Genomic DNA, 14340 nt, shown 5'->3' with positions numbered 1-14340 from the left:
AGAGTGTATGGAATTATATTATACCGCTTTAAGCAAGACCGCTGCCCAGCCGTCGCTTTCAGCTTCTTTTATCACTTCAAATCCACATGAAGTAACGATTTTTATTACTTCTGTTTTTCGTTCAGTTATAATTCCGGAAATAATAATAAGACCTTCCGGTTTAAGAAACTTTTTAAATAATTCACTCATGGCAATTAAAATATCTGCTACTATATTAGCAGTAATTATATCGTAATTGCTGCCTAGTGTATTTCTGAGTGCGATGTCGGATATAATATTTCCGCAGTAAGCATGATATTTTTCCATGGAAATATTATTTTTAAGAGCGTTCCGGATTGAGGTGGAAACGGCATTTTCTTCTATATCTACCGCAGCAGCCTCATGAGCTCCTAAAAGCATACCGCCTATTGAAAGTATTCCACTGCCGCATCCAAGATCCAATAATCTATCTCCAGGTTTTATTGAATCTTCCAGCAGCTCAAGACACAGCTTAGTAGTATTATGTTGTCCGGTACCAAAGCTTGACGCAGGATCTATTTCAAGAACAATCCTATTATCTGATTCGTCATAATCTTCCCATGATGGTTTTATGAGAAGTTTATTACCAATCCTTAACGGTTTAAAATATTGTTTCCAATTATGAGCCCAATCTTCTTCCTTTACAGATTTAAGTTTTACTTCCAGTCTGCCCCATTTATTTTGAGTATCGCGGCTTTTTAATAGTCTGAGTATATTTTTCAGTGAAATAAGCATTTCGCCGCCTTGTGTATTGTCTGGCAGATAAACTGTTACGCTTGTTTCACAGTTTTTCATACTCATTAAATCGTCATCAATGTAGTCCCATTTACCGTCTTTATTTTTTAAAAACTCATTAAAATCTTCAGAATCCTTGATAGAAAATCCTTTTATTCCTATATCAAGTAAGGATGCGCATATTATATCGGCGCCTTCTGTTGAGGTATAAATTTCAGCTTCTGTCCAATTCATATTGTTTCTCCGTTTCGTTTTATTGTCTAATAATTTTCATTAGATAAACCACGTCTAAATTATTAATTTCATTATCATTATTTACATCAAATATATACTTCTCGATGAATTCTAATTCATATGGCTTGTTAAAATAGATATTAAGAACGAGTACGTCTTCATTGTCTATTTTTCCGTCCCGGTTAATATCGCCTTTAGTAATCGGCGGCAAGGTAGTTACAGTTGTAATGCAGGAGGTTGTAGTTGTAGTTTTGACTGATGTAGTCGTGATTTTGGTTGTGGTTGTAGCGGTTGTAGTTTTAGGAGCGGCAGTGGTTACGGGAGATACATATTTCATGTATTCCATACATACATAACCTGATTTGCTTCCATATTTAGCTTTTCCCCAGTTAGCTGTAACGGAACTAATAGTGACCGACGCTCCGTTTGGTATAAGGCATACTATAGTTTTATCTGTTCCAATACCGTTTCTCATGTTTACACCGGTAGTAGCATTACATTTATAGTATCCGGTTTTATATGTATAAGAGCTTTCGGTATATTTTGTGTATTCAAGAAATATCCAGCCGGTTTTCCCGTTATATTCTGTTTCACCCCATTGATTATTGTACACTCTGGTTACAACGACAGTTTTACCTGACGGTATGGTTAAAAGCACATCTGATGAAGTGCTGTAGGATTTTCTCAGATTAAGAGCGTCTGTAGTTTGATAGTGACCTGTAAGATATTTAGTTTCATTAATTTCCACCTTTTCGGGAGTATTTTTACCCTTATACAGTCTTACCTGCAGCATACCGTTTACGTCGTAATAATCGAACAGATTGTTGGATTTATTTTGTGCCGGATCCATCATATAAACGACTCCGTTTTTTATTGTATCTATTGCTATCCAATGACCATCATATTTAACTGACATTACTATATAATATCCCTGATTTATGTAAGAGGCAAGTTCCTGCGTTATGCCGGACTTTGTTTGCGACGAGAAATAAGCTCGTTTTTCAAATGTGAAATTACTAACCATTCCGGTTACGGCTCCCCAATATAAATTTCCGTAAGAATCAAATCCGCCGTTTTTGCTTAGATAATCAACAAGAGTACCGGGATTGAATTCGCTTTCGCTTTTACACCCTGAATGAACTACCTGCATTGCTATGGAGGTAACTGCACAGCCTATTTCAGCCATTGTATCGCCGCAGCTTCCAAGAGTCTTATTTCCCCAGCGTGAATCGCTTTGAAGCCAGCTTTTATAGTTATCTGCTCCAGAGACTGCAAGAGATGACAGGAAGATAAAAACTGTAACGGTCATCGCAGTAAAAATTCTGCTGATTTTTTTAACCATGGTTTTAACACATCCTCTCTTTTTGTAATAAAAAAGTAAAAAGATTCATGATTCATTAACTAAAATGTAACTTTTTGAAACTACTTTTTTATTATATCATGTATTTATAACATTTGCAATCAGTATTTTACATATAATATTCAAGATATTTTAGTTATAATTAACAAATGAAAAGTCTAAAGAGCTCTTTTAATTGATAAATGGTTACAATATTCGATAAAAAATCGCCTAAGATCGTTATCTTAGGCGATAAAAATGTTATTCTATATACATTTTTTTAATTACCTGCGGCTCTAACGGCTTATCAGAAAAGTCTGTGCTGACTCCTGCAATTTCGTCCACTACATCCATGCCTTCCACTACTTTTCCGAACGCTGCATATTCTCCGTCCAAATGAGGAGCGTCTTTATGCATTATAAAGAATTGTGAACCGGCAGAATCAGGATTCATTGCTCTCGCCATTGATAATACTCCTCTTGTATGCTTTAAATCGTTTTTAACTCCGTTTGCTGAGAATTCGCCTTTAATAGTCCAGCCCGGACCTCCTGTTCCGTTGCCGGCAGGACATCCGCCCTGTATCATAAATCCAGGAATTACCCTGTGAAAGGTGAGTCCGTTATAGAATCCACTTTTGACAAGCTTTTCAAAGTTTTCACATGAAACAGGCGCTTTGTCAGGATATAATTCAAGTCTTATTTTTTTCCCGTTTTCCATTTCGATTGTTATCATATTGTGACCTCCGTTTTTATTTTATTATATCATAATTTTATGATTTAATCAACATTAATCTATTTCATAAGCAGGTATTACATCTTCAAATACCGCATAAAATTTCATCGGTATATATTTATCCAAATGGCATTTTCCAAAAAACCATTTTTCAAAATGACAAGCTTTTATTATATCTTCAAAAAACGCGTGTATTTCAAGTCTTTGAAATACGTCTACTTCGAGACAATCTTTAAGAGATGCCGGAGGCTCGTGTGTAATGATATAATCAATGCAGTTATCATATTTTCCAAGATTATTTATTGATTCTATGATTTCTTCATGAGTCGGATGCTCCTGCGGCCACCAGTTAATGTTTTTACGGTACTCATAATCTTGACTGTGACCGCCTCCAAAAGCAAAAATTTTTTTGTCTTCTATTGTATAAACCTGTCCCCTCATAAGGTGAACGAGATTACCGCTTATATGGTGAGCCTTTCCTCCGTTCCATTCAATAACCTCGAATTGCTGTAATAAATCAAAGTTTTCATGGCAGCCGTCAACAAAAGCCACATTATAATTTAATTCTCCGATTTTTTCGATTATAGATCTTTCATGTCTGGAGTCTTCCCATATAAACCCGAAGTCGCCACATATAATAAGCGTATCGTTTTCCTCCAGTTGCTTTTTAATATTTTTGTTTTTAAAGCGTGAAAATTCACCGTGCATATCACCGGTTACATAAATCAATTTTATTCCTCCTTCGTGAGAATACCTTATAATTCTAACATAAAAACTGCGATTCGTAAATATCTTTTTATTTTTTTTCAAAAAGTATTTGATTTTCACTTAAAATTTGCTATAATAATTAGTAGAACAATTTGAGGAGCTGTTAAATTTGAAAAAAATCGTTTCCGTTTTATCGGCGATGTTAACGTTAGCGTACTTATGCTTTACTGCATCGGCGGGAGCTGTAGAATTCACACCGCCATTCGATGTCAATGCAAAGTCTGTCTATTTCATTAATTTAGATACTAAATCAGTTATATATGAAAAAAATGCCGATCTGGAGCAGATGCCAGCGTCTCTTGTCAATATTATGACGGCGGTAATCGTTCTTGAAAACTGCAAGGATCCAGATAATATTACCATAACCGCCGACAAAAAACTTTATGAGGAATTTGAGGAATACGAATATCAGGATGATCTCAGATACGGAGAAATATGGGACGGTGACGAACTAACCGTTACTGATTATTTATATGCAATGATGTTGACTTCATCATGTGAAGCTTCAAATATACTTGCGTATTATTTTGGTAATCAGAATATTTCGGCTTTTGTTGAAATGATGAACGCCAAGGCTAAGGAAATTGGAGCCGAACATACTGTTTTTGCAAATCCTCATGGACTTTATGATTCAAAACAGGTTACGACGGCTAAGGATATGTCTTTAATAACTCAATATGCTCTCACTGTTCCGGGATTTGAAGAAATTGCAACTGCTGAAGAATACGAGGTTCATCCCAAAAGCTACGTTACCGCTCATGAAGACCCTTGGACTTGGACGCATTCAAATATAATTATGAGCGCCGCGAGCGATTTTTATGTTTACGGAGTAAAAGGTATAAAAACCGGAAATTTACAGCTTAGCGGACGCAATATAGTAACAATGGGAACATATGATGGGATTAAATATCTTCTGGTATTGCTTAACGCACCTTTTTATGATGAAAATGGAAATTCTAAGTATTATCATATTATAGACGCATGTAATTTTATGGAATGGGTATTTGATAACTTTGAGTATAAGGAGCTTTTGTCGGAAGGAGAAGAAATAGCTGAAGTTAAGGTTGAAAATTCTGACGGAAACGGGTACGTGCTTGTTAAGCCCGAAGAAGATGTGTCAACTCTTTGGTATAACGAGGTAGACGTCACATCAATACAAAAAAATATAAAGCTTTATGACTCCGTACAGGCGCCTGTGAAAAAAAATCAGAAGCTTGGAGAAATTGAGCTTAAGCTTTCTGATGAAATAATAGCTAACGTTGATCTTGTCGCGTCTTCTGATATTGATCGGTCGTTTGTAAAATTTAATCTTTCAACTGCAAAGGACTTTTTCGGTTCAAAATGGATGAAACGTGCTGTATGGATATCGCTTTCATTATTGTTATTTTATCTTGCAATATGTATATGGGCATTTGTTTATGCAAAACGAAATCCAAAAGGCGGACTATCCAATAAAAAAGTAGTTAAAAAGCTTTACGGAAATAAAAGAAAATAAAAAAATCGCTGCAAATACAATTGCAGCGATTTTTTTCATATCAAAGATTCTGCACTGGCAATTTTTACGCTTAAGCAGAAAATTTTCATTGCAGATATAAGTTCCTCGACAGACGGATATGTAGGCGCAATTCTTATATTTTTATTGTCAGGATCTTTTCCGTAAGGAAAAGCGGCGCCTGCGCCTGTTAAAGTAACGCCAGCGTCTTTGCAAAGAGAAACTATTCTTTTGGCACAGCCGGGAATGGAATCAAACGAAACAAAGTAACCGCCTTTAGGATTAGTCCAGTTTCCTACTTCAAGAGGCGCCAGCTCCTTTTCCAGAATATCGGCGACAGCTTTGAATTTCGGCGCAACTATAGCCATGTGCTTTTTCATATGTTCAAGTAGTCCTTCATAGCTTTTAAAGAATAATGCGTGTCTTAGCTGATTTATTTTATCGTAGCCTATCGTTCTTATACTTAAATTCTTTTTTAATTCTGATATGTTTTTCTTTCCAGAGGCTACTGCGGCAATTCCTGCTCCGGAAAATGTGATTTTTGAAGTCGATCCAAATATATATACCTGATTTTCATTACTATTTTTTCTACATTCTTCCATAATATTCAGAAGTATTTTAGGATTTTCTTCAAGATGATGTATGCAATATGCATTATCCCAAAAAATTCTGAAATCTTCAGCTTTAGGCTTGAGAGCCGCAAAGCGTTTTACGGTATCATCACTGAAAACATATCCGGTTGGATTTGAATATTGAGGAACACACCAAATACCTTTAATAGAGGTGTCTTCCGATAAAAGTTTTTCTATCATATCCATATCAGGACCGTTTTCATCTGTGGGGATATTTATCATTTCAATTCCAAATTTTTCACATATGGCAAAATGTCTGTCATATCCCGGTACAGGGCATAAAAACTTTACTTTTTCCAGCTTATTCCATGGAGTACTGCCGTTAACGCCTAATATCATAGAATCGGAGATAATATCGTACATTAAATTAAGACTGGCATTTCCGCCGATTATTATTTCATCTTCTTTTACTCCCAGCATCTTGGAAAAAATTTTCTTGGCTTCTGGAATGCCGTCCATAACGCCGTAGTTTCGGTAATCGTCACCGTTAACTCCGATAATATCTGTTTTACTATTTAAAACGTCTAATATTCCCATGCTTAGGTCAAGCTGTTCCGGAGAAGGCTTACCTCTTGCCATATTAAGTTTGAGATTCTGAGCTTTAAAATTGTCATATTCTTTACACCACTGATTTTTCAAAGAAATAATCTCGCTTTTTTCCATAGCGGCTAATCTCATATTCAGCACTCCTTAAACCGCAATTTAATATTATTTAAATTGCTGTGAAATTTTACGGTATTTTTATAACCGTTTTTTTGATTTATATACTATTATATCATACTTTGAGGAATTTTGCAAGTAAATTCACTTTAATGGTTTAAATCAATATAATAATAACTTAAAAATATATAAAATAAAGGCGAAATTTATTCTTTTTTGTTATTAAGTTATAATTATTTGTGTAATATGCACAAAATATAGGTGAAAAATTTTCTTGTAATTTTTAATAAAATAAGGCTTTGTTCACAATTTGTTCACAATTAGCCAGGAATAATATGTTATAATATGCTTAGCGAGCAAAAAAATATACAATTTGACTGAGCAGATTGTATGCACGTGATTCATGTAATTGATATGAAAGGATGATTGTTATGATAGGTAAGAAATTAAGCAGCAGAATAAAAGCTACTGTTCTCAGCGCTGTTATGACTGCTACGGTATTTATCTCACCGGCTGCTTTTCAGATTACCAATGTATCTGCGGCTGGTTCAGTATCGATCAACAAAACGCTTACTGCAACAACGGATGATTCTTCGAGTTCAACAAGAGCTACTCGTTTTAATATGAGCGGTCTTGGTACCAGTCCTTCTAAGGTTACGCTTAACTTTGAAACTGCGTATACCGGAGATGTTACAGTAGGCATAGGCTATAATCTTAAAGCTGATCCCTATTGGGAACAGGCTGACGGAATTCAGGCTACTCCCAGAAACGGTAAGTTTTCCGTTACATATACGTTTCCGTCTTCAAGCTTGAGCAGCATTAATTTTGCAAGCGGACAAATGGAAGTAGCGATTTGGTATCCTCAGTCAGGCGAAACATTCAAGCTTGTGTCAGCTACAACTGAAGGTGGAACGGATCCCGGTCCTGTGAATCCGGATAAGCCAGTTACACAGAATAAGAAAAGCGGCGAATGGACGTTCACGGATAATAAAGACGGCACCGCTACTATTTCTTCAACACTGACGGCGGAGATTGACGATCAGGAAATGGATTATCTGCTTACAAAAGGATATGACGAAGAGGGTTATCTTGACGAGGACGGAAATAGCACTTGGCAAGAAGGAGATCCGATTAACTCTCATAAATTCCAGTTTTCTGAATTCGGAATTGACGACCTGAACAATCTGAAGTTTGAATCTTTCAATTATACTATTCAGTCTGATAAGGATATGAGTAAGTTTATGTACGGCGGCGGAATCAATGTAGAACCGATGTCGCCTGCCGATACCGAATATGTCAAAGGTAAAAACGGTTATTGGTATAACGATCAGGGCGAAGAAGATATGGCTGAATACGGAGATCAGTTCCAGATTGAGGTAAACAACGGCTATACCGTTACAGACGCAGGCTCATACATAGAGGTAGTCTGGGATGTTCCGAAGGATGTTCAGGAATATGTTTCTAAAAATGTCAGCGATTCAGTAGGCTTCCAGTTTTGGTACGCGCAGGACGCTAATCCTCCTGAAGGAGAAGATTATGCAGAAATAGATGAAGTTCATCTGAAAACCGCTTCATGTACTTATACCAGAGAAATTACGGTTCCTTACAATAAAACCGTATCAAAAACGGTTAATCAGAAACTTACACCAGGTTCTGACGAAACAACAAACCAGTATAAATTTATGCTTTCAGATCTTGGACTGGAGAACAGAGATCTTGTTTCGGCAGTAAAGTTTAATGTTACTTCTTCCGTTGATCTTGAAAAATATGTTGGCGGCGTCGGCATATCTGTAGCAAATGCAAATCCTAATGCCGATGAAGGCTGGTATATGCCCGCTAATATAACTGTCCTTGAGCCGGGCAAGGAATTTGAAATAATGTGGATAGTTCCTGAATCTATCAGAAAAGACGTTGATATATTGTCAGGCGACGGCAATGTAATGTTCGGATGCTGGTATGCAGGGGAAGAATCTCCTACTATCACATTAAAATCAATTGATTTTTACGAATTTGTTTCAAATGAAGAGGATTTAGTTGTAGAGCCAGAAAAAATAGAGATTAAAGTGGGTGAAACCCAAGCTCTTGATATCAATGTTCCTGGGTGTACTTTTATTTCAAGCAATCAATCAGTAGCAATCGCTGAAAATGACGTAGTATCCGGTATAGGGGTAGGTCAGGCAAACATTGTAGTAACTTCTCCGGAAGGTCAGGAAAAAATGATTACTGTAAAAGTAACGGAGGCTGATCCTCCTGAAACCACTGAAACTACCGCTCCCGTAACTACTACAATTACTACTACGACTACATCTGTAGTTACTACTACGGTTGATCCCGACGATATTATAGATTGGGATAAGGTGTTATATGGCGACGTTAATATCGACGGAAATATTAACATTGCAGACGTAGTTACTCTGAATATGTATCTTCTTTATCCTGAAGTAAATAAGCTTAATGCAACGGCAAAAGAGAATGCACAGGTTGTATATGACGGAATAATTGATACTCAGGATAGCTTGTTGCTTATGAATTATGTAGCAATGATTGTTACTGTAGACCAATTAGGTCCGCAAAATTAATTTGAGTATAATAAAACCGCAGCTCAGTTACTGCGGTTTTATTATTTTATTTATTATAACAATAAATAATAATATGTGTAATATTATAGCAAGCGGAATGGAGATTTTGAATTTCAGACGCTTAGTTTTATGCCTGAATAATTTCATTGCTGTAAAAGCTCCGATACTGCCGCCGGCAAATGAAAATGCAATGAGAATAGTTTCAGATATTCGCCAGCGATGTTTAATTGCTTTGCGTTTATCACTGAAGTATAGAATAAAAGTGATAATATTCATAATAATAAAGTAAACGGCAATAAATATAAGCGGATAATTCATAAGTTTTTCCTCGTTTTTAAGTATTATAGCATTTATATAGTAGATTTGTCAAATGTATATTTTATAATAAGCTATTGACATAACCGGAAAAATAATGTAATATATAAATACGATAAAGGGGAGTAGCCGGCAGTATTTACTGTTTATGCTTCGTCAGTACACGATTGACTATTTCAATCCGTAGCATATCTAAACGGCAAGACTTTTGTTGAAATCAATTGCTTTATTTATATTCAGTTGGTTTCGGCAAAGGTCTTTTTTATTGCCCTAAAATAAAAGGAGAGTAAATAATGAATGATTATTTGAAAAGCAAGGAACAGGTTATAAAAGAAACCGAATCTTCCCTTAACGGTCTGAATGACGCAGAGGTTAGGAAACATACTGAGAAATACGGAAAAAATGAAATTGCAGAAGAAAAGCAAAAGAGTATTTTTTTTATTTTTATTGAGCAATTCAAGGACTTCTTAGTAATAATATTGATTGCCGCTGCTTTGGTTTCGGCAATCCTGGGAGATATTGAAAGCACTATAGTTATTTTAGCGGTTATTACTTTAAACGCTATATTAGGGACAGTTCAAACTGTTAATGCAACAAAATCTCTGGATAGCTTAAAAAAGCTTTCAGCTCCTAATGCCAAGGTTTTAAGAAACGGTCAGACGGTTGTAATACCTTCCGCTGACGTAACTGTCGGAGATGTGGTTTTACTTGAAGCAGGCGATTATATATGTGCCGACGGAAGAATAATAGAAAATGCAAGTTTAAAGGTCAACGAAAGCGCTTTGACTGGTGAAAGCCTCAGTGTTGACAAGGAAGACGCTGTTTTTAAAGAGGAATTACCGTTAGGCGATAGACTGAATATGGTGTATTCAGGAAGCTTTGTTACTTATGGACGCGCTAAATTTATCGTAACCGATATTGGAATGAATACGGAAGTAGGTAAAATTGCCGGTCTTATAAAAAGCGCTAAGGAAAGAAAAACTCCGTTACAGGCAAATCTTGATAATTTCGGCAAAAAGCTTTCTATAGGAATTTTGCTTATCTGTGCCCTTGTATTTGGATTAAGCGTTTACAGAGGAGAAGCATTAATGAACGCTTTCCTGTTTGCCGTTGCCCTTGCAGTCGCTGCTATACCAGAAGCTTTAAGCTCTATAGTTACGATTGTTCTTTCATTCGGTACACAGAAAATGTCAAAAGAAAACGCAATAATCAGAAAGCTTCAAGCTGTAGAAGGGTTAGGAAGCGTGTCTGTTATTTGCTCAGATAAAACCGGCACGTTGACACAGAATAAAATGACTGTTAAAAAGATCTTTGTAGACGGTAAAATAATCGATGCCGGAAACGGTGATTTTGAAATCGGTCATCAGAAGCGTCTTTTACTCAGCAGTCTTTTATGCAATGACGCAGTATGTAAAAACGGAGAAGAAATCGGCGACCCTACTGAAACGGCGTTAGTTAATTTCGGAAGCAAGTATAATTTCGATTTTGAATATATACGTGAGAAATATCCTCGTTTATCAGAAATACCGTTTGATTCAGACAGAAAACTGATGACTACTGTTCATAATGTAAATGGTGTGCTTACCATGCTCACAAAGGGCGCTACCGACGTATTAATAGACAGAATGATTTTAAGCGATAGTGAAAAGTCTGCAATAATAGAAGCTACAGAAAAACTTTCAGAACAAGGTCTTAGACTTTTGGCATTTGCATATAAAGAAATCAAATCAGAAAAAGTCTGTCTTGAGGATGAAAACGAGCTGTCGTTTATGGGGCTTATTGCAATGATGGATCCGCCGCGTGAGGAATCTAAGGCTGCGGTAGCAGAGTGTATAAGCGCGGGAATAAAACCGGTTATGATAACCGGAGATCATAAGGTAACCGCTGCTGCTATCGCCGGGGAAATCGGAATATTGAAAGATTATTCAGAAGCTGCCGAAGGATCAGAAATAGATGATCTTTCTGACGAACAGCTAAAGGAATATGTTCCTACGAAATCCGTATATGCCCGTGTTTCACCTGAGCATAAAATAAGGATTGTAAGAGCTTGGCAGGAAAGAGGAAATATTGTAGCCATGACCGGAGACGGCGTAAACGACGCCCCAGCGCTGAAACAGGCCGATATCGGCGTTGCAATGGGCATAACCGGTACGGAAGTTTCCAAGGACGCCGCGTCTATGGTTCTTGCAGATGATAATTTTGCAACCATTGTCAAGGCTGTAAATAATGGAAGAAACATTTATGCTAATATAAAACGTTCTATTCAATTTTTATTGTCAGGTAATACAGCCGGTATTATTGTCGTGCTGTTTGCCTCGTTGGCTGCTTTGCCGGTTCCGTTTGCTGCGGTGCATTTGCTGTTTATTAATTTGTTGACAGATTCTCTCCCTGCTATTGCACTGGGTCTTGAACCTCATTCAAACGACGTTATGAAAGAAAAACCACGTCCAATTAATGAATCTATTCTAACAAAATCATTTTTATTGAGCGTGATTTCAGAAGGCCTGATAATTGCGGCAGCAGCGGTAATCTGTTTCTTATACGGCCTTAATACCTCGAACGAAACAGGCAGTACAATGGCGTTTGCAAGCATTTGTCTGTCAAGATTAATTCATGGTTTTAACTGTAAATCAGAAAAACCGGTTTTGTTTACAAATAAATTTTTCAATAATAAATTTATTTTCGGAGCATTTGGAATAGGCGTAATTCTGTTATCTTTGGTTTTGTTTGTTCCTGGGATTTCAGGTATTTTCAAAGCGGTTAGTTTGAATGTGTCTCAGATAATTTTGATTGCGGCTACATCGATAGGTACTTTTATCATAATTCAATTCTTAAAGCTTATTAAAAAACTGTTGAAGAAAAAATAAAAGCTATTGTAAAAATAGAATTATTATGTTATAATATAAACATTATGGCAGAGCAGAGTTTTTCTGCCCTGCCTTTTTTAGGAAAAGATATGTTTAATATAAAAATTGCAGATATAATAATCGGTATCCGAAATAAATATGATTTTGTGCGGATACTGTGTGAAGATTATATTGTTTGTGAAGAACCTGAAATTATAATTACAGCTTCTGATAATGAAATTGAGGAAGAGTCAAGGAATAACCATAGTCCGAAGGATTACTGTGAAAGTATATGTATTTATCGGAAAATCTGCCGTGAAATTATAAAGTTCAATTGCTTTATGCTCCATGCTTCCTTAATAAGCTTCGACGGTAAGGGCTATGCCTTTTCGGCTCCAAGCGGTTATGGCAAGTCGACGCATGCACGTCTGTGGCGTGGATATTTTGGAAGCAGAGTTTTAATTTTAAACGGCGATAAGCCTATAATAAAATATGACGGCAAAGATTTTTATGCTTTTGGAACGCCTTGGTGCGGAAAAGAAAATGATAATATTAATACTTCAGTTATATTAAAGTCAGTATTTTTTATTGAAAAAAGTAATATTAATTTAGTATGTAAATCAAAGCCTAAGGAAATTACTTCAAAATTATTAGAACAGATTATATTTCCATTACATAAAAACGACATGATAAATTTTATGTCTGTAGTGGATAGTCTTATCAAGACATTGGATTTTTATAGTTTAAAATGCAATATATCCTTTGAGGCGGTTAAAACGGCATATAATATATTGGGAAGTGATAAAAATGATGATTAATAAAGATTTTGTTATGAAAAAAATAGGTAATGAATATATTGCCGCGGCAGTCGGAAATACCGCAAAGAATTTTAATGGGATAATAAAGCTTAACGATACTTCTGCTTATATATGGCATTGCATTGAACCCGGAATTGAAAAGAAAACACTAATAGAAAATTACGCCAATCATTATTCTGTTGATATTGAAACAGCATCAGCTGATGTTGAATATATAGTCGGTATATTAGAAGAAAATAATGTAATCGTAAATGAATAAATTTGCATCGTATGAACAGATTTTGAAAAAAGACGGATATTTCATAGCTCATTTTTTCGGAAACAGTATGAAACCTTTTTTCAATGATAAAAGAGATTTAGTTTTAATAAAAAATGCCGAAAATAAACTGAAAAAATTTAATATAGCGTTTTATAAAAAAGGAAATCAATTTATTTTGCATAGAGTTATTTCAGTTAGAGAAAAAGAATATATAATATGCGGCGATAACTGCAAGTATCTTGAAATAATTCCGCAAGAAAATGTTTTGGGTTATGCCGCTGGCTGCTTTAAAGGTAAAAAATATATTGATTTTAACAAAAATTTTCGGTATAAAATTTATACGCATTTATGGTATATAATAAAATATATTTATTTTTTTATAAAAAAGGAGAATATTTATAAAAGCTTATGAATAAAAAAATAACAATTTCAATGTTATTATGCTGTTCTGTATTTTTATCGTCTTGTGATTTAATAAAAACAAAGGATGAGTATTATAGTGTTAATTCAAACGAATCTGATAAGTATATTACAATGTCGATTAATTGTTCACAGATTTTAGAAAATATGGAAAAACTTGAAGATGGCCTTGAAAAATATATTCCTGAAAATGGAATCATACTGGAGGAAACTAAATATCCAATAAGCGCAAATGAAACTGTATACGACGTTTTAACTCGGGCTGTAAAAGAAAACGAAATCCAGCTTGAGGTTCAGGGGATAAACGATAATTCATTCGGCAGCGTATATGTGGAAGGCATAAATTACATTTATGAATTTTCATGCGGACCTGAAAGCGGGTGGATATATAAAGTAAACGATGAGTTTGCTCAATATGGATGTAATTCGTTTATTTTGAATGACGGTGATAAGGTTCAATGGATTTATACATGCAGTCTGGAGGATTACTGAT

Annotated in this window: 12 protein-coding genes; 6 read left to right on the top strand and 6 right to left on the bottom strand. The window is 35.5% G+C overall.

Annotated elements, in window-relative coordinates; translation table 11 throughout:
* Window positions 1-18: 18 nt before the first annotated feature.
* The 4 genes from prmA to ACYQ0N_RS08020 all read right to left on the bottom strand — a co-directional run bounded on the left by prmA (window position 19) and on the right by ACYQ0N_RS08020 (window position 3787).
* A complete protein-coding gene (gene prmA / locus ACYQ0N_RS08035) occupies window positions 19-987 on the bottom strand; it encodes a 50S ribosomal protein L11 methyltransferase (protein ID WP_460162388.1) in 969 nt (322 codons plus the stop codon).
* A 19-nt stretch (window positions 988-1006) separates the two neighbouring features.
* Window positions 1007-2329 (bottom strand): SH3 domain-containing protein, encoded by a 1323-nt coding sequence (locus ACYQ0N_RS08030; protein WP_460162387.1) that lies wholly within the window; start codon window positions 2327-2329, stop codon window positions 1007-1009.
* 258 nt (window positions 2330-2587) lie between these two features.
* Window positions 2588-3058 (bottom strand): peptidylprolyl isomerase, encoded by a 471-nt coding sequence (locus ACYQ0N_RS08025; RefSeq protein WP_177533091.1) that lies wholly within the window; start codon window positions 3056-3058, stop codon window positions 2588-2590.
* Window positions 3059-3112: 54 nt separating this feature from the next.
* Window positions 3113-3787 (bottom strand): metallophosphoesterase family protein, encoded by a 675-nt coding sequence (locus ACYQ0N_RS08020; RefSeq protein ID WP_177533090.1) that lies wholly within the window; start codon window positions 3785-3787, stop codon window positions 3113-3115.
* 148 nt (window positions 3788-3935) lie between these two features.
* Between ACYQ0N_RS08020 and ACYQ0N_RS08015 the strand changes: the two genes are divergently transcribed.
* Complete coding sequence (locus ACYQ0N_RS08015; RefSeq protein ID WP_460162386.1) at window positions 3936-5321, top strand: D-alanyl-D-alanine carboxypeptidase family protein; 1386 nt, start codon at window positions 3936-3938, stop codon at window positions 5319-5321.
* A 35-nt stretch (window positions 5322-5356) separates the two neighbouring features.
* Here ACYQ0N_RS08015 and ACYQ0N_RS08010 read toward each other — a convergent pair whose 3' ends face one another.
* Window positions 5357-6628 (bottom strand): aspartate aminotransferase type Ic, encoded by a 1272-nt coding sequence (locus ACYQ0N_RS08010; RefSeq protein ID WP_177533088.1) that lies wholly within the window; start codon window positions 6626-6628, stop codon window positions 5357-5359.
* A gap of 413 nt (window positions 6629-7041) precedes the next feature.
* Here ACYQ0N_RS08010 and ACYQ0N_RS08005 point away from each other — a divergent pair, with 413 nt between their 5' ends.
* Entirely contained in the window at window positions 7042-9189 is a 2148-nt protein-coding gene (locus ACYQ0N_RS08005) for a DUF5620 domain-containing protein (protein ID WP_177533087.1), read from the top strand.
* Between the two features lie 27 nt (window positions 9190-9216).
* Here the strand turns inward: ACYQ0N_RS08005 and ACYQ0N_RS08000 are convergent, their stop codons facing one another.
* Window positions 9217-9507 carry a DUF1294 domain-containing protein gene (locus ACYQ0N_RS08000; RefSeq protein ID WP_177533086.1) on the bottom strand — a complete coding sequence of 97 codons (291 nt, stop codon included), beginning with the start codon at window positions 9505-9507 and terminating at the stop codon, window positions 9217-9219.
* 287 nt (window positions 9508-9794) lie between these two features.
* On the opposite strand from ACYQ0N_RS08000, the gene ACYQ0N_RS07995 reads away from it, so the two are divergent.
* The 4 genes from ACYQ0N_RS07995 (at window position 9795) to ACYQ0N_RS07980 (ending at window position 14339) form a co-directional block, all read left to right on the top strand.
* Window positions 9795-12371 (top strand): cation-translocating P-type ATPase, encoded by a 2577-nt coding sequence (locus ACYQ0N_RS07995; protein ID WP_460162608.1) that lies wholly within the window; start codon window positions 9795-9797, stop codon window positions 12369-12371.
* An 89-nt stretch (window positions 12372-12460) separates the two neighbouring features.
* Window positions 12461-13168 carry a hypothetical protein gene (locus tag ACYQ0N_RS07990; protein WP_460162385.1) on the top strand — a complete coding sequence of 236 codons (708 nt, stop codon included), beginning with the start codon at window positions 12461-12463 and terminating at the stop codon, window positions 13166-13168.
* The gene (locus tag ACYQ0N_RS07985) at window positions 13158-13427 is read left to right on the top strand and encodes a PqqD family protein (protein WP_460162384.1); all 270 of its coding nucleotides are present in this window, start codon (window positions 13158-13160) and stop codon (window positions 13425-13427) included. Before ACYQ0N_RS07990 ends, ACYQ0N_RS07985 begins: the two co-directional genes overlap by 11 nt.
* Window positions 13428-13835: 408 nt before the next feature.
* The gene (locus ACYQ0N_RS07980; protein ID WP_177533082.1) at window positions 13836-14339 is read left to right on the top strand and encodes a DUF4430 domain-containing protein; all 504 of its coding nucleotides are present in this window, start codon (window positions 13836-13838) and stop codon (window positions 14337-14339) included.
* The last annotated feature ends 1 nt before the right edge of the window (window position 14340 follow it).

Source organism: Ruminococcus sporogenes, from assembly GCF_054655175.1.
The sequence above is the reverse complement of the archived record's forward strand: the minus strand, read 5'-3'. Positions and strand labels throughout refer to the sequence as shown.

Bases quoted from the DNA above. Each gene is read 5' to 3' on its own strand.
- prmA (WP_460162388.1), bottom strand. From the start codon at position 987: ATGAATTGGACAGAAGCTGAAATTTATACCTCAACAGAAGGCGCCGAT.
- ACYQ0N_RS08030 (WP_460162387.1), bottom strand. From the start codon at position 2,329: ATGGTTAAAAAAATCAGCAGAATTTTTACTGCGATGACCGTTACAGTT.
- ACYQ0N_RS08025 (WP_177533091.1), bottom strand. From the start codon at position 3,058: ATGATAACAATCGAAATGGAAAACGGGAAAAAAATAAGACTTGAATTA.
- ACYQ0N_RS08010 (WP_177533088.1), bottom strand. From the start codon at position 6,628: ATGAGATTAGCCGCTATGGAAAAAAGCGAGATTATTTCTTTGAAAAAT.
- ACYQ0N_RS08005 (WP_177533087.1), top strand. From the start codon at position 7,042: ATGATAGGTAAGAAATTAAGCAGCAGAATAAAAGCTACTGTTCTCAGC.
- ACYQ0N_RS08000 (WP_177533086.1), bottom strand. From the start codon at position 9,507: ATGAATTATCCGCTTATATTTATTGCCGTTTACTTTATTATTATGAAT.
- ACYQ0N_RS07990 (WP_460162385.1), top strand. From the start codon at position 12,461: ATGTTTAATATAAAAATTGCAGATATAATAATCGGTATCCGAAATAAA.
- ACYQ0N_RS07985 (WP_460162384.1), top strand. From the start codon at position 13,158: ATGATGATTAATAAAGATTTTGTTATGAAAAAAATAGGTAATGAATAT.
- ACYQ0N_RS07980 (WP_177533082.1), top strand. From the start codon at position 13,836: ATGAATAAAAAAATAACAATTTCAATGTTATTATGCTGTTCTGTATTT.